Origin of the sequence: Candidatus Nitrosacidococcus sp. I8 (genome assembly GCF_945836005.1) — a bacterium.
GTDB lineage: Bacteria > Pseudomonadota > Gammaproteobacteria > Nitrosococcales > Nitrosococcaceae > Nitrosacidococcus.
Window position 1 is genome coordinate 1,209,378 of record NZ_OX241534.1, and the last position, 20,925, is coordinate 1,230,302.

13 protein-coding genes and 1 pseudogene are annotated in these 20,925 nt (G+C 37.9%); 9 read left to right on the plus strand and 5 right to left on the minus strand.

Annotated elements, in window-relative coordinates:
* Positions 1-303 precede the first annotated feature (303 nt).
* Positions 304-1,308 (minus strand): annotated as a pseudogene (hemH, locus tag OOL07_RS06000) (ferrochelatase); the annotation flags it as partial.
* A 222-nt stretch (positions 1,309-1,530) separates the two neighbouring features.
* Between hemH and OOL07_RS06005 the strand changes: the two are divergent.
* Positions 1,531-2,739 (plus strand): efflux RND transporter periplasmic adaptor subunit, encoded by a 1,209-nt coding sequence (locus OOL07_RS06005; protein ID WP_264695606.1) that lies wholly within the window; start codon positions 1,531-1,533, stop codon positions 2,737-2,739.
* A 22-nt stretch (positions 2,740-2,761) separates the two neighbouring features.
* On the plus strand, positions 2,762-5,962 hold the full coding sequence (locus OOL07_RS06010) for a multidrug efflux RND transporter permease subunit (RefSeq protein WP_264695608.1): 3,201 nt from the start codon (positions 2,762-2,764) through the stop codon (positions 5,960-5,962).
* A gap of 73 nt (positions 5,963-6,035) precedes the next feature.
* On the opposite strand, the gene fdhA is transcribed toward OOL07_RS06010, so the two are convergent.
* On the minus strand, positions 6,036-7,214 hold the full coding sequence (gene fdhA, locus OOL07_RS06015) for a formaldehyde dehydrogenase, glutathione-independent (RefSeq protein WP_264695610.1): 1,179 nt from the start codon (positions 7,212-7,214) through the stop codon (positions 6,036-6,038).
* A gap of 114 nt (positions 7,215-7,328) precedes the next feature.
* Here fdhA and OOL07_RS06020 point away from each other — a divergent pair, with 114 nt between their 5' ends.
* Both OOL07_RS06020 and OOL07_RS06025 read left to right on the plus strand, forming a co-directional pair.
* Complete coding sequence (locus tag OOL07_RS06020; RefSeq protein ID WP_264695612.1) at positions 7,329-8,759, plus strand: MFS transporter; 1,431 nt, start codon at positions 7,329-7,331, stop codon at positions 8,757-8,759.
* Between the two features lie 39 nt (positions 8,760-8,798).
* Positions 8,799-10,286, plus strand: a complete 1,488-nt coding sequence (locus OOL07_RS06025; RefSeq protein ID WP_264695614.1) for an MFS transporter — start codon at positions 8,799-8,801, stop codon at positions 10,284-10,286.
* A gap of 17 nt (positions 10,287-10,303) precedes the next feature.
* On the opposite strand, the gene def is transcribed toward OOL07_RS06025, so the two are convergent.
* Entirely contained in the window at positions 10,304-10,831 is a 528-nt protein-coding gene (gene def, locus OOL07_RS06030; RefSeq protein WP_264695616.1) for a peptide deformylase, read from the minus strand.
* Between the two features lie 160 nt (positions 10,832-10,991).
* On the opposite strand from def, the gene OOL07_RS06035 reads away from it, so the two are divergent.
* Positions 10,992-11,891 (plus strand): DUF2232 domain-containing protein, encoded by a 900-nt coding sequence (locus OOL07_RS06035; protein WP_264695617.1) that lies wholly within the window; start codon positions 10,992-10,994, stop codon positions 11,889-11,891.
* On the opposite strand, the gene nagZ is transcribed toward OOL07_RS06035, so the two are convergent.
* Both nagZ and OOL07_RS06045 read right to left on the minus strand, forming a co-directional pair.
* A complete protein-coding gene (nagZ, locus tag OOL07_RS06040) occupies positions 11,888-12,907 on the minus strand; it encodes a beta-N-acetylhexosaminidase (protein ID WP_264695619.1) in 1,020 nt (339 codons plus the stop codon). The genes OOL07_RS06035 and nagZ overlap by 4 nt on opposite strands.
* Before the next feature lie 9 nt (positions 12,908-12,916).
* Positions 12,917-13,411, minus strand: coding sequence for a L,D-transpeptidase (locus tag OOL07_RS06045; protein WP_264695621.1), 495 nt, complete (start codon positions 13,409-13,411; stop codon positions 12,917-12,919).
* A 501-nt stretch (positions 13,412-13,912) separates the two neighbouring features.
* Between OOL07_RS06045 and OOL07_RS06050 the strand changes: the two genes are divergently transcribed.
* The 4 genes from OOL07_RS06050 (at position 13,913) to OOL07_RS06065 (ending at position 20,898) form a co-directional block, all read left to right on the plus strand.
* The gene (locus OOL07_RS06050; RefSeq protein ID WP_264695622.1) at positions 13,913-15,538 is read left to right on the plus strand and encodes an MFS transporter; all 1,626 of its coding nucleotides are present in this window, start codon (positions 13,913-13,915) and stop codon (positions 15,536-15,538) included.
* A gap of 234 nt (positions 15,539-15,772) precedes the next feature.
* Positions 15,773-17,383, plus strand: a complete 1,611-nt coding sequence (locus OOL07_RS06055; RefSeq protein ID WP_264695623.1) for an MFS transporter — start codon at positions 15,773-15,775, stop codon at positions 17,381-17,383.
* Between the two features lie 3 nt (positions 17,384-17,386).
* Positions 17,387-19,039 (plus strand): TolC family protein, encoded by a 1,653-nt coding sequence (locus tag OOL07_RS06060; protein ID WP_264696351.1) that lies wholly within the window; start codon positions 17,387-17,389, stop codon positions 19,037-19,039.
* 5 nt (positions 19,040-19,044) lie between these two features.
* Entirely contained in the window at positions 19,045-20,898 is a 1,854-nt protein-coding gene (locus OOL07_RS06065; protein WP_264695624.1) for an efflux transporter outer membrane subunit, read from the plus strand.
* The last annotated feature ends 27 nt before the right edge of the window (positions 20,899-20,925 follow it).

A 20,925-nucleotide genomic window follows, 5' to 3' on the forward strand; every position in this document is an offset into this window, starting at 1 on the left:
GAGATAGAGGCTAAGTCATGGCTTGAGTAAATACTCAAGAATTCTGATTATTTTTCTAATGGCAAATATATTATTTTGCCGTAGGCTGGGCAAGGGTAGCTTTGAAGAAGGATTATCTTGCACCAAGCATAAAGTGAATTCAGATACTTGAAGAGATAAATAGAAAGATAAAAAACCCGAATTTTTCAATCTACATGGATATCTAAGTGCTTAGAGAGATAAGGTAATGTTTAGTAACAGAGAGCTAAGCTAAAAACCTAGCTAAATGATCGTACCAACAGATAGTAGCAAATCTCATCTGATTATATGCTGTCCAATTAAATCTGCTAAACTAGAGATATGGGATTTTTTATCATTTAGTGCTGGAATATAATGGTATCCTTCCCCTCCTGCCTGTAAAAACAGTTTTTTATTTCGATCAGCCATTTCTTCTAAAGTTTCTAGACAATCTATAACAAACCCTGGGCATACCACATCAATATATTTCACTCCTGCTTTAGCCCATTCTACAAGCAGATGATCTGCATATGGTTTTAGCCATTCCTCTCGACCAAAACGGGATTGAAATGCAATTTGCCAATCTTCTTGCTTTAATTGAAGACGATCGGCTAACAATTGGGCTGTTTCACAACATTGATGGTAATAAGGATCGCCTGCAAGAAAATATCGGTTGGGCAGCCCATGAAATGAAATGAGGAGCCGCTCCCCTCTTCCTTTTTTTTCCCATGTAGCTTTAATATTTTCAGCAAGTGCATCTAAATAACCATGATTGTTATGGTAATGCATAATCATATGTAGTTCTGGTAGCCATCGCCATTTAGAAATGGTTTTTGCAACTGCATCAAATGTAGATCCGGTAGTACTTCCCGAGTACTGAGGGTAGAGAGGAAGGATAATGAGTCGCTTAATATGCAATTGGTGTAATTCTTCAAGAGCTTGTTCAATAGAGGGAAAACCATAACGCATTCCTAAAACTACTTTTACAGATTGCCCTCTGTGATTTAATTCTTTTTGTAAATTATTACCGACCTTGCTTGCAAAGCTGCGTAAAGGAGAGCCCTCTTCTAGCCAAATACTTTGATACAGACGAGCTACAGAATAAGGGCGAATGGGTAGAATAAATCCGTATAAAATAGGCAACCACAGTAAGCGTGGCATTTCTATCACTTTAGGATCGGATAAAAACTCCCTTAGAAATTGGCGTACTCCTGATGGCGTAGGTGTATTGGGTGTTCCTAAGCTAGTCAGTAAAATCCCTGTATGGGTAGTTTGGTTCTGGAAAGGATGGTCATATTCTTTAAAGCCCATAATTTTAATTGTAGTGTATTTTTAATATTTAGAGTTGCAGCTAAGCTTAGCAGGTTATTATATATAACTTCTATCCTAGACAAGCGTTATGAATATTTGTAACATACATTCATGTATGTATAAGTGGGGTTATATAGCTTATCTCCTCAAACATTCAAACAATAACAATCCCCTACTGCTAGGGCAAAAGATTAAACATATTTACTTATTGAGTCACTGAATATGCACCCTATAGCTTCGTTATCTTATATTATTTTTCCTTCTCTTCTAAAATTAAAGAGAAAGCCTAACCCATTTTTATGGAGTATTATTTTTCTAATTCTTGTAGGGTGTAGCGATAAGGGTGCTCAGCAGTTTCAGATGCCTCCCCCTGAAGTAGATGTTATTAGTGCTACACCACAGGATTTTCCACTTACTAAAGATTATGTAGGTCGCTTATCTCCCTATCGCAGTGCTGATGCACGAGCTAGAGTAGCTGGTGTTGTTTTACAGAAATCTTATAAAGAAGGGGATATTGTCCAAAAGGGAGATTTATTATTCCAAATTGATTCAGAGCCATTCGAAGCTGCTTTAAATGCAAATACAGCGGCGCTTGCTCAGGCAGAAGCTACTTATACTAATAATAAAATTGCAGCAGAGCGCGCACGTAAATTAGTTACTAAAGGTTTTGTTACTGAAGCTGATTTAGATAATGCTGAAGCTAATGAACGTACCGCAGCAGCAGCGGTAGAGGAAGCTAAAGCTAATGTACATACTGCTCAAATTAGCCTTGGTTATACTAAGGTAGTTGCTCCCATCACAGGTCGAGCCGATAGGCAACAAGTCACTGAAGGAGCATTAGTAGGTCAACTTGATGCAACTCTGCTTACAACAGTAGATCAAATTGATCCTCTATATGCCAATTTTACGGTTAGTATTACTGAAATGGAGCAAATGCGCCGTGCTAAAAGCGAGGAGGCTACTATATCAAAACTAGGAGATGTAACAGTACAAATTACTTTACCTAGTAAGAATATTTATCCAGAGCTCGGTATTGTTGATTTTTCTGCAAGTAGGGTAAATCCATCTACTGGAGCAGTAGATTTACGTGCTACCGTACCTAATGTAGATTATCATTTACTACCCGGAACTTATGTCACACTAAAAGCAGATTTAGGCACATTACACAATACTTTTCTCATTCCTCAAGAAGCAGTACTCCGGGATGGTAGTGGTGCTTACGTAATGGTTGTAGATCAAGAGAAGAAAGTGGTACGTCATAATGTAATTGCGGAAAGAATGCACCAAGGCAGTTGGTTAATTACTGGGGGGTTAAATACTAATGATCAGGTAATTGTCTCTGGATTACAAAAAATACAGCCAGGTATATCTGTTAATCCAGTTCCTTGGAAAGTAAATAACAATCAATCCACTGATAATTCTAGTAATTAGCTTTACCAAAATTTTTTAAACTATGCCTAATTTTTTTATTGATCGTCCTATTTTTGCTTGGGTTATTTCAATTCTACTAAGTTTAGCTGGAGTACTTGCCATTCTTAGTTTAGGTATAGAATCTTACCCAAATATTGCTCCTCCCCAAATAGTAGTTACCGCAAGATACAATGGAGCAAGTGCAAGTACCACTGAAAAAAATGTCACTCAAGTGATTGAACAAGAGCTTGTAGGAATCGATCATCTTCTCTACTTCCAATCCCAATCTAGCTCTAATGGAGAAACACAGATTACGCTTAGTTTTGAAGTAGGTATAGATCCAGATATTGCTCAAGTACAAGTGCAAAATAAGGTGACCATTGCTACCCCTCGTTTACCAGATCAGGTAGCAAGAGAAGGAATTACGGTTGTAAAGAGTAACCCTGATTTTCTTATGTTTACAGCATTAGTATCAGATAATCCAAATATTAATAGTGATCAGCTCAATGATATCGTTGCCTCTCGAATTAAAGAACAAATAGGTCGTATTTCTGGGGTAGGTAATACAAGACAACTAGGATCTGAATATGCGATGCGAGTCTGGATAGATCCAGATAAACTTCGAGGTTATAGTTTATCTCCTATGGAAGTACGCAGAGCGATAGAAGCACAAAATGTACAGTTCTCTGCTGGTTCTTTAGGCGCAGATCCAACAAAGGATAGTAAACTCAATTTTATTGTTTCCGCTGAAAAACGCTTAGATTCCCCTGAGCAGTTTGAAAATATTATTTTACGGGCTGATCCTAACGGAACTACGGTTAAATTAAAAGATGTCGCAGATATTTCCTTTGGGCGACAAATTTATGGTATGGATACCTCTTGGAGCGATAAGCCTGCTGCTGGATTAGGGATTCAACTCCTTCCTGGAGCAAATGCTTTAGAAGTAGGTAAAAAAGTGCGGGCAAAATTTGACGAACTTGCTGAAGATTTTCCTGATGGAGTTCGATGGTTTGCTCCTTACGATACCGTTCCTTTTATTAAAAAATCCATTGAAGGGGTAACCCATACCCTGCTAGAAGCGGTGATCCTTGTTTTTTTTGTTATGCTAATTTTCTTGCAGAACTTTCGTGCTACTATTATTCCTACTTTAGTTATTCCTGTATCTTTATTTGGTACCTTTATTGGGCTGAAAATTTTAGGTTTTAGTATTAATCAGCTTAGTTTATTCGGTATGGTGCTAGCAATTGGTATTGTGGTGGACGACGCCATTGTAGTCATTGAAAATGTTGAGCGCCTTATGACTGAGGAGGGATTATCTCCAAGAGATGCCAGCCGTAAAGCTATGAAGCAAATTGGCGGTGCAGTCGTCGCTATCACTGTAGTTTTAATGGCAGTATTTGTGCCTTCTGCTTTCCAGTCAGGTGCTGCTGGAATCATTTATAAGCAGTTTGCGTTAACTATGGTGATTGCTATGGCGTTTTCTGCTTTTTTAGCACTTTCCTTTACCCCAGCTCTTTGTGCCAGTTTTCTTAAACCCACTCACGGAGATAAAGATAAGAAGAATTTTATTTTTCGTGGATTTGATTTTGTTTTTGAAAAATTTACAAACCTGTATATCCGTTATACGGATAGTTCAATTAACCATACCTCCCGAGGTATGGTAGTTTTTGCCATCATTGTATTTTTAGTAGGCTTTTTATATCCAAGACTGCCAGACAGTTTTGTACCAGAAGAAGATCAAGGATTTGCATTAGTTATTGTGCAGCTACCGCCAGGGTCTTCTATTAAGCGTACCCAAAAAGTTATGTCTGAAATTTATAATATTGCTAAAAACCAGCAGGAGCTTAGAGGTGTTTTTCAGATTACTGGATTTAGTTTTGTAGGTAGCGGAGAGAATGTGGGCATGGCTTTTATTAACCTTAAAGACTGGGATGATCGACCAACCACTTCCCGTCAGTTTATAGATAAAATGAACATGCTCCTTTTCGGATCTATTAAAGATGCCCAAGTATTTACCGTAAACCTCCCTACTATTCGTGGCTTAAGCCAGTTTGGCGGTATCGATCTCTACCTCCAAGCACGTACAGGACAACCCACTGAAGAGCTTATTCAAGCACAAAATATATTAGTAGGTAAAGCGAATCAAAGCCCTTCTTTCTTTGGGGTGCGTCCAAATACCTTGTCTCCCTCCCCTCAATTGCAGCTAAAAGTAGATCGGGTGCAGGCCGAATCCATGGGCTTATCAGTAGCAGATATTTATAACACTATTGGTTTAATCCTAGCTCCTGTATATATCAATGACTTTAACTATCAAGGTCGAGTAAAACGCGTGTACGTACAAGCCGCTGAACCTTTCCGAATGAATCCAGAAGAAGCACTTCAGCATGTATACATGCCTAGTACTCAAATGGATAGTGATGGGCTTTCAGAAATGATACCACTTGCTAATATAGTAGATGAGAAATGGGAGTTTTTACTCCCTAAACTATCCCGATATAATGGTTATTCTGCGATTGAGATTGTAGGTGAACCTGCCACAGGCCATGCTTCTGGGGAAGCCATGGGTGAAATAGAAAAAATTATTAATAACGATCTACCTAAGGGATTTGGGCTTGAATGGACAGGTCAATCTTATCAAGAAATTATTGCAGGTAAAACAGCTTTATTTCTGATTGGGTTATCTATTGTAATTGTATTTTTAGCCCTAGCTGCCTTATATGAAAGCTGGTCTATTCCAACCTCTGTATTGCTTGTAGTGCCTTTAGGGTTGCTGGGAACAGTCGTATTTACTATGTTGTGGCATATGCCTAATGATCTCTACTTTAAAATTGGGATGATTACTGTTATTGGATTAGCAGCAAAAAATGCGATTTTGATTGTAGAATTTGCAGTAGAAGCACAGCATATGGGGCGTACGCTACGTGATGCAGTGGTAGAAGCTGCCCGTTTACGGCTACGTCCTATCGTCATGACCTCTATTGCATTTATTGGTGGGGTATTCCCTTTAGCAATTTCCACTGGTGCTGGATCAAATGCACGCAATGCAGTAGGCACAGGCGTAATGGGGGGAATGTTGTTTGCTACCTTCTTTGGCGTACTACTTATTCCTGTATTCTATACTTTTGTTCGCCGTATGCTAGGAGATAAATTAGATGAAGTGTCTACGAAAATGTCCCATGTAACACCGGCTAGTATTGACCACAAGCATGTTGAGGTCGAGGAGATTAGCAAAAATAACGATTAGAAATTTTGCCCTTTGATATAAAAAACTAAACTAAAGGCTACTTAATTTTTAAGTAGCCTTTAGATAAAGAAAATTATTTGATTATATTATGAGGATCAATTACAAATTTCTTTGCAACCCCTGAATCAAAAGCCTGGTAAGCTTCTGGGGCTGATATCAATGGAATAATTTCAACATTGACTGCTTTTGCAATCTGAATGCGATCATGTAAGATCGCCATCATTAAGCCTCGATGATATTTCATGACTGGGGTTTGTCCAGTAAAAAGGGAGTGGGACTTTGCCCAACCAAGGCCAAATCTTAAACTAAGCGTACCTAACTTAGCACTTTCAATTTTAGCTCCTGGATCTTCAGTCACATAAAGTCCCGGAATACCAATTGCCCCTGCCGCTCTTGTCACTTCCATTAATTGATTTAACACGATTGCCGGTGCTTCTATATCACCATGGCTTTTTGCCTCAAATCCTACACAATCTACAGCACAATCAACTTCTGGTACACCAAGAATATGCTCAATTTGATCGGTAATATTGCTATGGATTCCTAAATTAATAGTCTCGCAACCAAATGACCTTGCATGGACAAGCCGTGCTTCATTAAAATCAGCCACAATCACAACAGCTGCACCTAATAAAAAAGCAGCAGCGGCAGCAGCTAATCCAACAGGACCTGCACCAGAAATTAATACAGTAGATCCAGTAGTGACCCCCGCAGAGATGCAGCCATGGTAACCGGTAGGTAAAATATCGGTTAAACAAGCAAGATCTCGAATTTTTTCAAGTGCTTGATCTTTGTCTGGGAATTTTAATACATTCCAATCTGCATAAGGGATCATGACATACTCTGCTTGCCCGCCAATCCAACCTCCCATATCAACATAGCCATAGGCCCCACCAGCTCGCTCTGTGTTAACGCTAAGGCATACTTCGGTATGACTTTCTTTACAGTTTCGGCAACGACCACAAGCTACATTAAAAGGCACAGAGACAATATCTCCTTTTTTTATAAACTCAACGTCTTTGCCACACTCAATAACTTCACCAGTAATTTCGTGACCTAATACCATGCCTATAGGTGCTGTGGTACGGCCTCGCACCATATGCTGATCGCTTCCGCAAATATTAGTGGCAATCGGTTTTACAATCACACCATGATCGCATTTACGACTACCAATAGCCAATTTAGGAAATTCAATACTTTGGATCTCAACTTTACCATTTCCTATATAAACAACCCCATAATTACTAGCCATAACTAAGTTCCTAACTGTTACAATTAGTGGAATTATAATTTATACCATTTTTTACCTAAATCAATGTTATCGAGAATAGTTAAATTAGCTTGCTACTTATCACCACAAACTAGTTTGATTCCAGCTAGATTAGATCGATTACCTTGGGCGAGATTTCATTGGATTGTGGTTATTGGTCTAGGTGTTGCGTGGGTTTTAGATGGTTTAGGAGCACAAGTGGTTGCTTCTGCTGGATTTCAGCAATCTTTGCATATGTCTCCTAAAGAAGTAGGACTATCAGCAAGTATTTATCTTGCTGGACAAGTTATCGGTGCCTTATTTTTTGGTAGGCTATCGGATAAGCTCGGTCGAAGAAAACTCTTTATTATTACCTTAGGAATCTACTTAGCAGGCAGTACTTTAGCGGGGTTTTCTTTTTTCTTATGGCAATTATTTGTTGCACAGTTTATTTCTGGTTTAGGGATAGGCGGAGAGCATACTGCGATTAATTCTGCGATTGATGAGCTTATACCTTCTAAATACCGAGGGCGTGCCAGTATTGCGATTAATGGTACCTATTGGGGTGGAGCAGCACTAGGGGCTAGTACAAATTTATTTTTACTAAATCCTAATATTTTTTCAGAGAATATAGGTTGGCGAATCAGCTTTCTTTTAGGGCCTATTTTAGGGTTAATAATCGTTTATTTACGCCGCCATATTCCAGAAAGCCCACGATGGATGGTAGGTCATGGATATAAGGATGAGGCGGAAAAAATTGTTAATAAGATTGAATCTGAAATTCAATCTCAGGGATATACGCTTAGTAAAGTGCCTAAAAATAAAGCATTAAAAATTTTTAACCAGAAAGATATCTCAGTAATTGAGTTAATTAAATTACTTTTTAAGCGATATCCTAGACAAACTTTTGTTAGCTTTTCTATGATGGTTACCCAATCTATACTATATAATTCTATTTTCTTTTCTTATGCTTTAGTTCTGCAGAATTTTTACCACACAAATCCTAGCTCAACTCAATATTACTTCTTTCCATTTGCTATAGGGAATTTAGTTGGTCCTCTTATTTTAGGGAAGTATTTTGATACCGTAGGTAGGCGAAAAATGATCTTTATTACCTATAGTATTTCTGGGATTATTCTAATAATTTCTGCAATTCTTTTTTATAAGAGTATACTATCAGCAACGATGCAAGCAACTCTTTGGAGTGCTTCATTCTTTTTTGCCTCCGCTGCAGCCTCTTCTGCTTATCTTACGGTAAGTGAAATTTTTCCTTTGAATATACGAAGTCAAGCAATTTCCTATTTCTTCTCTATCGCTCAGCTGACTGGTGCTATTGCCCCATCTATTTTTGGCTTACTTATTAATAATGGGATTGAAAATTTGAAGGGTGGTCATATAGCAGTAGTACTACTTGCAAGTGGTGAAATTGATAGAGGCCCGCTAGTTATAGGATATCTTTTTGCAGCAGGTATTATGATTCTTGGCGGATTAATCGCATTTGCTTTTGGCTATGATGCAGAGCAAAAATCCCTAGAAGAGATTACTTAGATTTAAATATACTACTTATCTATTTTTCTAGAACCATATATGGGTAAATTGACTTCTCATCTTAATTATTATAAGAATTCTTCTCCTATCACTAGTTTAATTCCAGCAAGAATGGATCGGCTACCTTGGGTACGATTTCATTGGATTGTTTTAATTGGACTAGGTGCTGCATGGGCCTTAGACGGGTTAGGTGCGCAAATGGTTGCTTCTGCTGGATTTCAGCAATCTTTGCATATGTCTCCCAAAGAAGTGGGCTTATCAGCAAGTATTTTTCTCTTTGGTCAAGTAATGGGTGCCCTATTTTTTGGGAGATTAGCAGATAGGTTAGGGCGAAAAAAAATCTTCATAGTTACTTTGGGAATTTGTATTTTTGGTAGTATTCTAGCTAGCCTGTCTTTTTCTATTTGGATATTTTTAATTGCCCAATTTATTACTAGTTTTGGATTTGGCGGAGAACATGCTGCCATTAATTCTGCTATTGATGAAATTATCCCCTCCAAATATCGGGGGCGTGCTAGCCTCGCTATTAATGGGACTCATTGGGGTGGTGCCGTGTTGGGTGCAAGTGCTAATTTTTTTTTACTTAATTCGGATATATTTCCAGAGGGTATTGGTTGGAGAATTGGGTTTCTTATAGGACCAACCCTAGGATTAATTATTATTTATCTACGATACTACATTCCAGAAAGCCCACGATGGATGCTCAGCCGTGGTTATGAAAAGGAAGCAGAACAAATTGTAAGCAGCATTGAAACTCAAATCCAATCTCAGGGGTATGTACTTAATAGAGTGCCTAAACATAAAGCATTACCGGTATATAGGAAAAAAAATATTCCAAGCACTGTATTATTTAAACTATTTTTTTACCAATACCCTCGGCAAACCTTTGTAAGCTTTTCCTTAATGGTAGCCCAATCTATTTTATACAATGCTCTTTTTTTCTCTTATGCACTTGTTTTAAAACACTACTATGGTTTAGATTCCAACTCAATTCAATACTATTTTTTCCCTTTTGCAGTTGCTAATTTGATGGGCCCTCTTATTCTAGGAAAATATTTTGACACGATAGGTAGGCGGAAAATGATTTTTACTACTTATAGTATTTCTGGATTAATCCTAGCAATTTCTGCAATCCTTTTTTACAAAAATATGCTTTCTGCAGTAGCACAAACGGCTTTATGGGGTTCTTTATTCTTTTTTGCCTCTGCTGCTGCTGCATCAGCTTATCTTACTGTAAGCGAAGTTTTCCCTTTAAATATTCGAGGCCAAGCAATTTCCTACTTCTTTTCTATCTCTCAATTAACAGGTGCTATTGCTCCTTTTATGTTTGGCGTGCTTATTAACGGTGGAATTGAAGAGTTAAAAGAAGGGCATATAGCATATGTATTACTCGCAGGAGGGAAAATCAATAGAATACCACTAGTGATTGGATATCTTTTCTCTGCAGGTATTATGATTCTTGGTGGGATTATTGCCTTGTTTTTTGGTTATGATGCTGAAGGAAAACCCTTAGAAGAAATCAGTTAGCTTTGACTAAGGGTATCTTATTTAATATATTTATTACCTGTTAACTCATCTTCAAATCCAAAATGGGTAAGATCTTCCATTCGTTGGGGATATAAAATCCCATCTAAATGATCGCATTCATGTTGTACAACCCGAGCATGAAATCCTGCTGCTTCTCGAGTGATTTTATTTCCTTTTTGATCATAGCCATGATAACGAATATTAAGGTAGCGTGGTACTAGCCCACGTAGTCCTGGTACACTTAAACAACCTTCCCAGCTATCTTCCATATTTTTTCCTAAATACTCAATAACAGGATTGATAAGCACCGTTCTAGTAATAAGATCTGCTTCTGGGTAGCGAGAACTCACTTCTCCTCCAAAGATAACAACCCGTAGACTAATACCAATTTGAGGAGCGGCAAGCCCAGCTCCATTATATGCGGTCATCGTCTCAAACATATCCTCGATGAGTAGATCGAGATCTTTATGATTAAGCTGGGTAATAGGTTGAGCAATTTCTTTTAAAATAGGATTTCCCATCTTTAAGATGGTATGTACAGCCATTTTATTTTCCCATTTACATGTAAGCCAAAATAGTTATTTATACTCACTATAGCTTTTTAAAAAATAAAATTAAGGATAATTTTTTATCTTAATGTTTCCATTATAGAATGGTAATTATAGTAATTAAATAGTTTAATCCTAGAGAAAAAGATTGAAAATTATGTATGCTTTCGCCCAGTTTATTATAAAAAATAGAGCCTATGCTATAGGTATTGCTGCACTCTTAGGTAGATTCTCTATTATGATTCCCCCACTATCTTTATTTAGCGGAGCTACGGTAGGGTTAGTTACCTTACAACAGGGAATTAAAGAAGGGCTGATTATAATTTTTGGTGCTACCTTCTTTTTAGGGCTAGCTTCTTTAATCGTAATTAAAAAAATAGATTTGGCTTTTTTATTACTTATTGGATTATGGTTACCTAGTTTATTAGGTTGTTGGATCTTGCGAGTCAGTCGCTCTCAAACATTTACCCTACTTGCTATTGGTGGGATTTCCAGCTTATTTGCTATGGGAATGCACCTTGCCGTAGGAGATGTTGTCACTTGGTGGCAACAAATTATTGAACAAATTATCCAGCAGTCAAATATAAAAGGAGCAGCTGCAGAACAGTTCACTCAAAGAAAATCGCTCATACTTATGAACGGTTTAGTCGCTATGTTTTTTGGTCTGAATTTAATGATGACTGTTTTATTAGCACGGTGGTGGCAGGGATTACTCTATAACCCAACTGGGTTTGTAAGGGAATTTCATGGATTACGCTTACCCTATCAGTTGAGTTGGGCAGCAATACTGTTAACTATTGTTGTATTAATGAGCGATCATAGTGTAGAAGCTCATATCACCACCGATTTATTGATAATAACAATTATGATGTACCTGTTTCAGGGGCTTTCAGCTATTCATGGATTAATTGCTACTCGAAATTTACCTCGACTATGGCTATTTCCCGTATATCTAGGGATTTTTTTCCTATCTCCTTATTTTGTAATAGGGATAGCTATTATAGGGATAGTTGATACGTTAGTTAACTTTCGCCGTCCTAATTTATCTAAAAATTAGTGCAAATTAGTGATTATCTCTACTGCTTTATGCCAAGCGGGGCTCTGCTGTAATTGAGTACGATTCATAAATTCTTGAGAGTAAAAGTTAGCTAACCGATTTGATGATTCTAAATTAGGAGTAATTTTATCTAATTCTTTAAGCAGAGCATTATAATCTCTATCATAGTTACATATCAGTGCCATATCACACCCAGCAGCTAATGTCTTATAAACACGATTAGCTATACTACCTACACTAGAAGCCCCTACCATAGTTAAATCATCGCTGATACTTGCTCCTTTAAATTCTAATTCATTTCGTAGGATACTTTTTAACCATACTTCTGAGAAACCTACAGGTTGTGAATCTATAGATGGGTAAAGTACATGGGCGGGCATAATTCCATCTAATTTGGGCATTATCCTTTGGAATGGAATCATATCGCTGGCTCTAATTATATTTAAAGTACGAGTGTCGATTGGGCATTCAATATGAGAATCAGCAGCTACAGAGCCATGGCCTGGAAAATGCTTACCTACGCTGGCCATTCCTGCTTTTTTCATTCCTTGAATATAGGCATTTGCTAAAGTAGTTACGATATTAGGATTCTGATGAAATGCCCTATCTCCTATTACCGAGCTTATTCCTAGATCTATATCTAAAATAGGGGCAAAGCTAAAATCTACCCCTACCGATTGTAGTTCAACAGCCATTAACCAGCCTGCTGTGATTGCTATCTTACAGGCATCTTTAGGATTACGATCGTAAATCTCACCAAATATTCTAGCTGGAGGTAGTAAGGTAAAATATTCTCTAAATCGTTGCACTCGCCCTCCTTCATGATCTACTGCAATTAAAAGTTTAGAATCTTTTTGAATACTATGAATATCTGAGGTAAGGTGCTCTAGTTGTGTTATAGATTCATAATTTCTGGTAAAAAGAATCACGCCACCTACTAAGGGATGAGCAAGAATGATTCGCTCTTTTGAGGTAATAACTTTTCCCTTTAAATCAATCATCAATGGACCAATCATAGTAATTATTTAATCCTTTTCTGCAATAAATATAGGGGTACCTACCCGAATATAATCGAATAGTTTAAGTAGCGGTTCATTATATATACGAATACAGCCATGGGAGTTTGGAATTCCTATAGGAATTTCTTCAGGAGTACCATGAATATAAATATAACGCTTCATTGTATCTACAGAACCAAAGCGATTTTTGCTTGGCTCTAATCCGCTGAGCCATAAAATACGGGTAAGGATCCAGTCTCGATCTGGATTTGCTCGTCCTAATTCTGGTGTATAAATCTCGCCAGTAGGTCGTCTTCCTGTAAATACGGTATTTATAGGGTATTTTTCTCCAATTTTAGCCCGTATCTGATGCCATCCTCTTGGGGTACATCCACTATTTATTTGTTCACCTACGCCATTTTTAGCTGTAGAAATAGATGTTTCAAAAATAATATTTTTATTCTCTATTAATTTAAGCTTCTGTTTTTCAACAGATATATAAATACAAAGAGAGTGAATCATAGAAAAAAAATAAATAGATACTACACTTATTAATTCAGGATTTATTAAGAGAGTTATGAATTAAAATTCTCTAGCTTAATCACCACAGATTAACAAAATTTTAATGTTTAGCTCTACTCTATGAGTAGAGCTAATCTTACTAGAAGGGTTATCTATTTTTAAAAATTTTTAAATGATAAAATGGTTATTTTTTTCTAATTTTATATCTACCTACTATAGAAATCGCACCAACACTATTTATTAAAAAACAGAAATCTCCAGTTTGGAGCACAAACTCATTGAGTTAAGAGTACTAAGTATACTTTTAACAACACATTGAAATACCGTGAGGAGCACGGTAGTTAGGATTTGTGGACTAGCATACACACCTGAATTTTACCTAACATAGGTAGGGCTTAGGGCTGGGTTGAAGCAAGAAATACGCAGCGAGCAGATGTGCATGGATGCTTGCAGTTATTGTGAAGCGTAAGTCGTCAACTCTGATTTATACAGAAGGGAAGTATGGCTAAGTCAAAAATAGTCTTCTCTAAGCACCTTCGTGGCTGGCGTTTTGTACTTTTTAATTTTGCTCTAAGCCTTGGAAATATATCTGTGGCTTTTATGGGACCAAGCTATCTTGCCATCGAGCCTCATGCTGCTGGTGATTTAGAAGGAACCTTTGTAAGTTTTATGGCTTGGTCTCAGACAAACTTTATGCTTGCAATGTCTCTTGGATTTCCAATTGGTCGTACCCTTGCTGAGCGCTATGGAGCCTACCGGGTTTATATCGTTTCTTTTTTAGTATTTGCAGTTGCCTCTTACTTCTGTGCAATTAGCCCCGGATATCTAGAATTTTTATATAGTCGGATTTTACTTGGCTTTTCTGGTGGGATTACTTTCCTGATAGGCCAAGAGCTTATCTTAAATGAATGCTCTCCTAAAACAAAGATTTTAGGGGTCATTGGTTGGGGTATTTTAGGTCTTATCCCCTTTGGGATTGCCCCACCTGTAGGCGGCTGGCTTGCTGATGAGGTCAATTGGCGCTATATATTTTATATTAATGGGTTTTTAGCTCTTATTCCTGCAGGGCTTGTTGGTGCTTTATTATACGATCGTGGATTTCACCGCATTTATCATCGATTCGATTTTGTAGGCTTTCTTCTATATGCAGCCGTAATGTATGGGGTCCAAAATATTTTAAACTTAGGTAATGATTTTGATTGGTTTGAATCTCCATTTGTCCGCCGCATACTCATTCTTACCCTAATTGCCTTCCCTTTCCTTATTATTTGGATTAAGGATAGGCGCCATCCTATTATTGATTTAAATTTATTTAGATACCGATCTTTTACCATTGGAATGATCAGTATCCTATTAGGGTTTTTTACTGCTCAAGGATTAATTTCCTTAATGACAGTTCAGCTTCAGACCTTGATGGATTACTCATCTACCCTTGCTGGTCTTGAGTTTTTACCTATGGTGATTTTAGCCATCCCAACAGCTATTGGAATGGCACTATTTAGTAAATATGTAGATCCGAGATTACTTGCTTGTTTAAGCTTACTTGGTTTCTCTGCGGTATGTTATTGGATCGGTATGTACGATCGAGCAGATTGGTATGAGCAAATTTTTTGGCCCCTCTTTTTCATGGGGTTTTTCTTAGCTGCTCTTTTAGGACCGCTGACAGTCATTATTCTCCGAGGGCTTTCTAATTTAGAGCTATTAAGGGCTGCAGAAATGCTCAATATGTTTCGAATTGCACTCGGCGGGATGGGGATTACTTCCCAAGGTATTATTCTCTATCGCCGGGAATTTTATCATCAGCTCCATTTAGCTAATCACTTTGGAGGCAGACAATACGCCTCTTATGATGTACTTGAGCAGTTCTCCGATCAACTTGAAAAAATTGGAATGGCTCCAAGGGCAATCGCTGCAAGAGCAGGTAGGTTAATAGTGCAGGAAGCAAATATTTTAGCAATGGCAGATGCTTACTTAATTGGATCCTATGTGCTTATAGGGCTTGCTGCTTTTATTTGGTTAGTACCTTCTAATAAACCATCTGTACCTCTAGTGAATCAAGAAGAGTTAGTAGAAGAAGAAATAGGAGTTGCCGATGAAGCAGAGGTTGTTAATAAAATAACTAATTAAGATTTAACTTCTACTCCTTTCCTCTTAACATATAATATAGGAGTGATATAGCCTGAATTGGCAATAGATACTCCTATATATTATTTTTTTAATATAGCCCTATAAGATACTTGCTTTTATTCAAATGTTTAACTATATTCTTAAATTTTAAAAATATAGTAAATAGCAAATATAAAAAATAATGAGTAACTAATTGATTTAATTAGTTATCACTCTTACATAAAAATATAAAATATGGCTAAATTGACAGCAATTTTTTCTAGAAGACTCCGTGGTTGGCGCTTTGTTTTATTCAACTTTGCCCTCGGTGTTGGAAATATTTCAGCAGCTTTTATGGCACCTACCTATCTTGCAATTGAGCCTCATACTGCTGGAGATCTAGAAGGAACATTCGTTAGTTTTGTTATTTGGTCCCAAACTTATTTCTTCCTTGCGATGACACTTGGTTTTCCAGTGGGTCGTGTCTTAGCAGAGCGATATGGAAATTATCGAGTCTATATCGTCTCTATGTTAATACTTGCGGTTACTTGTTATTTTTGTGCCATTAGCCCAGGCTATCTAGAGTTCATGTATAGCCGAATTTTACTTGGACTTTGTGCAGGTATTAGTTTACTCTTAGGTCAAGAATTAATGCTCAATGAGTATCCTGCTCGATCCAAGATAACCGGTGTAATTATTTGGGGGATACTTAGCGTTGTACTTTTTGGCATGGGTCCTCCTATAGGAGGTTGGCTAGCTGATGAAGTCAATTGGCGTTACTTATTTTATATCAATGGATTTATTGCTCTTATTCCTGCAGGAATAATAGGTGCTTTATTATATGATCGAGGATTTCATCGAGTTTACCGCCCATTTGATTTTGTAGGATTTCTACTCTTCGCCGCTTTAGCCTACGGAATTCAAGCATTAATCAATATGGGAAATGATTTTGACTGGTTTGAATCTCCATTTCTCCGCCGTGTTCTTATTTTAGTCTTAATTATATTCCCTTATTTCATTATTTGGACTAGCGGCCAGCGCCACCCTATTATAGATTTAAGCTTGTTTAAGCGACGTACATTTGTTATAGGATTAATCGGTGTATCTATAGGTTTTTTTGCAGCCCAAGGATTATTTTCCTATCTTACCCTTCGGCTTCAAACGATCATGGGATATACATCTACCCTTGCAGGACAAGAGATTTTCCCCCTTTTACTCCTGACGGTACCAGCAGCAGTAGGCGTAGCATTGTTTAGTAAATATATAGATCCGCGGCTACTTGCATGTTTAAGTTTACTGGGGTTTGCAGCTACATGTTATTGGTTAGGTATGTATGACCAACCCGGGTGGTATGAGCAAACTTTTTGGCCTGTTTTCTTTATGGGAATTTTCTTTTTCTCCTATATGGGTCCGCTAACAGCCATTGCACTTCGAGGATTATCCAATGTTCAACTGATACGAGCGGCAGAAACCATTAACATGTTTCGAATCGCCTTTGGAGGTTTAGGAATTGTTTCTGATGGGATTATAGAGTATCGTCGTACTCCTTATCATCAGCTCCATTTAGCAAATCATTTTGGGGGCAGACAATATGCTTCCTATGATGTATTAGAACAATTTTCTGAGAAACTTGAGAAATTAGGGCTAGATCAAGCATCGATTATTGCAAGAGCTGGCAGGTTAATCCATGAAGAGGCTGGAGTTTTAACGGTAGCAGATGCATTTTTACTTGGATCTTTTACTTTAATCGGATTAGCCACTTTAGTTTGGTTTGTTCCTGCTAATAAACCTCCTGTAATCCCACCCACTCCTATTCAAGAAGAGTTGCTTGAGGAAAAAATAGAAACTGCAGAAGTCACTGATTAATTGATGTTTACTCAAGCCACATTAGAAAATGTACGAAATTATTTCTGCCTGATTATGGGTTGCATATTACTGACTGATGGATGCGGTTGGATTCCAGCAAAAAAATATCAAGTTCAATATATGGAACCATCTGAAATAAGAAATACGATTGCCCGAAATCACCGTAGAGAAGAAGTTTTTCCAAACTGGCCACGGGATCATTGGTGGGAAGAATTTAAAAACTCAGAATTAAATGATCTTATTGATATTGCACTAGCAGATAATCCAGGACTTAGAGCAGTCGCTGAACGATTACAGGTGGCTAATGCGATAGTACGGGTTGAAAGTGCGAGACTACTTCCCTTCTTAGAGGCAGAGGCAGAATTCAAATCAGAACGCCTAGTTGAGGCTACTTCTGCAGTTGGAGTAAACCCCTTGCCGGGGGGAGACATTGAATTTGATCCAGGTATAGGGGGAGATTTTGGATCTGATTTAGGCGGTGGGTTCGACACTGAATTTAATCCACCCGATGGTGAACGAGAAACAATTACTTTAGGTGAAATAAATCCTATAGGATTGCGCTATCAACTAGATTTTTGGGGAGAAAATCGTGCCCGGGTAGAAGAAGCATTAGGCCAAACAATGGCTATGGAAGCAGAACTTGCCCATATGCGATTAACCCTAACAACAGCCATTGCCCGTGCTTATTTTCGGGGGTTAGCTACTTATCGGCAGTTAAATTTGCTCTATGAGATGATAAACCTTCGTCAAAACCTCTTAGATCTGGCTAAAATTAGAGTACAACTAGGAATTGATGATTTTAGATCGGTAGTAGAGGCAGCGGTTAATCTTGAAGAAATTAATAAACGAGAAGCTGAAATTAAAGATTTACTTCAATTTTATCAATATATAATCGCTAAATTAATCGGTCATGGTCCGGATGCAGGAGAGAATCTTTTTATCGATTCAACAGTTACTACTCCTCAAGGTATCTCTGTACCTAATACTATACCTAGTAGTCTTTTAGCCCATCGTCCTGATTTAGCAGCGGCTATGTTCCGTGCTCAAGTAGCAGCAAAAACAGTTCAAATAGCTAAGATACAGTTTTTACCTACCATTGATTTACGTAGTTTCACTGGCATTAATGCAACAACACTTGTTGAAGATACAGGAGCATTGCCACGCACTTTATTTTCAAAACCTAGTTTATCCTACGGAGGGGGTATTGAGCTCAGATTACCTTGGTTTCAAGGAGGTCGACTTCGAGCGGTACTAGAAACGCAGCGTGCTGAATATAACAGTGCAGTAGAAACTTATAATGATACATTGCTTAACGCATTAAAAGAAATTGCAACAAGTTTAAATACTTGGCATCAAACCCGGAAAGCTTTGGAATCTCAGCACCGTCTTCTCGTTTCAGTAAAAGGAGGATGGTATTTAAGTCAAGTTAATCTGCAAACAGGGTTAGATGATCGTCGAGATTCCTTAGAGCACCAATATAATGTATTAGATCAGAAGTTTAATTTAAGGGTTATTGAATCTGATGAACTTACTGCTATGGTTAGCCTCATTGAAGCATTAGGAGGAGGTTATCCCTATTATATTGATACTCAAGGAACCAGTACTGAAATAAAGCAAAAAAATAACATGCAAAGATCAGCACAACTTATCAATTAAAAGCTATGTATACACGCCTTAACGTTAACGTTTACTTTCAATTTCAACAACGATTGAAGTTATCTGCTATTTTAATTATGGTGTGTATCGCTTTAATAAGCGGATGTGCTTGGTTACCTAAAGGTAACCCGCATACTAAATTCTTAGTACCCTCAGAGATAAAAGAAACTATTCTCCATGAGCGTCATGTGGATAAAACCTTTCCTGATTGGCCAAAAGATCATTGGTGGGAAGAATTTAAAAGTCAAGAGCTCAATGAGCTGATTGCAAAAGCACTTGCAGATAACCCAGGACTTAAAGCAGCACACGAACGGCTTCAAGCAGCAGATTCTATCGTCAAAGTCCAAGGAGCGGCACTGTTACCATTTTTAGAAGCAGAAGCAGGATATACAGCAGAGCGACTTTCAGAGCATGGTGTTTTTGCTGCGTTAAATCCAGGCGTTGCGGGAATCACTTTTGATTTAGGTGTGATTAATCCTATTGGGTTTCGTTATGAATTGGATTTTTGGGGCAAAAATCGCTCCTTAATGGAATCGGCACTGGGTCGTTCTCTAGCTGAAATGGCAGAAAAAGCCCAAGTACGTTTGGAATTAACTACCGGTATTGCCCGATCTTGGTTCCATGGACTGGCTACCTATCAGCAGCTCCAACTGGTTTATAAAATGATAGGAATTAGAAAGGAGCTTTTACAGCTTGCTAAAATTAGAGTGCAGTTAGGGGTTGATGATTTTAGATCAGTGATGGAGGCAGCTACTGAGCTAGAAAATGAAAACAAGCGAGAAGCTGGAACCAAAGATTTACTAGAATTCTACCAGTACATGATTGCTAAATTGATAGGAAGTGGCCCTGATGCAGGGGAAAAACTATTTATTAATTCAACAGCTACCATTCCACAAGGTATCCCCTTACCTGATACTATACCCAGTGGGCTTTTAACTCATCGCCCAGATCTATCAGCAGCTATGTTTCGTGCTCAAGCTGCCGCGAAGATGATAGAAGTGGCTAAAACTAGGTTCTTACCTACCATTGAATTACAAAGCTTTGCTGGGATTAATGCCTTGACTGTAATAAGTGCTGCAGGGGGGGCTGGTGCTTTTCCTGGTGCACTTTTTAATAAAGGCTCATTGGCTTATGGTGGTGGTCCTACCTTTAGTATCCCTTGGTTTGAAGGAGGTCGTCTCCGAGCAGAATTAGGTGCACAACGCTCAGAGTATGATAATGCGGTAGAAACCTATAATGACACTTTGCTTGAGGCACTAAGGCAAATTGCAGAAAGTTTAAGTGCATGGCATCAAACCCGGAAAATTCTTGAAGCTCACCATAGATTATTAGTTTCTGTCCGTGGGGATTGGCATTTAAGCCAAGTACGACTACAAACTGGGTTAAATGATAGACGGGACGCCTTAAGACAACAGTATGCAGTACTCAATCAACAATATGAGCTACGGGGTATTGAGTCTGATGAACTCTCTGCTATGGTAGAAGTAATTGAATCACTAGGTGGGGGTTATCCTTACTATATTGATGAAAAGACTAAAGATCTTGCCTACGGACATCCTGGAGGTAAAGATACGAGAGATAATTCCTCTAAAGAAGAGCCTGAGGAAATTAAGGCTGCTCAACATAAAATAAAAAACCCTGAGAAAACTAGCAATAAAGGGAAGAACGATTTACAGCAAGCACAAAATAATAAAAAATCGGCTAAACAAAAAAATAATAAGCGACAGACACAAAACGTTAAAGAAACAACTAAGCCAAAGCGTCGTATAAGAATGAAAGCGAAAAAAAGAAGAGAGGAAATGGCAGGGAATAATGCTAATGAGCATAGTAATCATATAGAAGTAACTGCAGAAAATTAGTAAAAATTTGGTTAATTATTGGTTTTA

Bases quoted from the DNA above. Each gene is read 5' to 3' on its own strand.
- OOL07_RS06005 (WP_264695606.1), top strand. From the start codon at position 1,531: ATGCACCCTATAGCTTCGTTATCTTATATTATTTTTCCTTCTCTTCTA.
- OOL07_RS06010 (WP_264695608.1), top strand. From the start codon at position 2,762: ATGCCTAATTTTTTTATTGATCGTCCTATTTTTGCTTGGGTTATTTCA.
- fdhA (WP_264695610.1), bottom strand. From the start codon at position 7,214: ATGGCTAGTAATTATGGGGTTGTTTATATAGGAAATGGTAAAGTTGAG.
- OOL07_RS06025 (WP_264695614.1), top strand. From the start codon at position 8,799: ATGGGTAAATTGACTTCTCATCTTAATTATTATAAGAATTCTTCTCCT.
- def (WP_264695616.1), bottom strand. From the start codon at position 10,831: ATGGCTGTACATACCATCTTAAAGATGGGAAATCCTATTTTAAAAGAA.
- OOL07_RS06035 (WP_264695617.1), top strand. From the start codon at position 10,992: ATGTATGCTTTCGCCCAGTTTATTATAAAAAATAGAGCCTATGCTATA.
- nagZ (WP_264695619.1), bottom strand. From the start codon at position 12,907: ATGATTGGTCCATTGATGATTGATTTAAAGGGAAAAGTTATTACCTCA.
- OOL07_RS06045 (WP_264695621.1), bottom strand. From the start codon at position 13,411: ATGATTCACTCTCTTTGTATTTATATATCTGTTGAAAAACAGAAGCTT.
- OOL07_RS06050 (WP_264695622.1), top strand. From the start codon at position 13,913: ATGGCTAAGTCAAAAATAGTCTTCTCTAAGCACCTTCGTGGCTGGCGT.
- OOL07_RS06055 (WP_264695623.1), top strand. From the start codon at position 15,773: ATGGCTAAATTGACAGCAATTTTTTCTAGAAGACTCCGTGGTTGGCGC.
- OOL07_RS06060 (WP_264696351.1), top strand. From the start codon at position 17,387: ATGTTTACTCAAGCCACATTAGAAAATGTACGAAATTATTTCTGCCTG.
- OOL07_RS06065 (WP_264695624.1), top strand. From the start codon at position 19,045: ATGTATACACGCCTTAACGTTAACGTTTACTTTCAATTTCAACAACGA.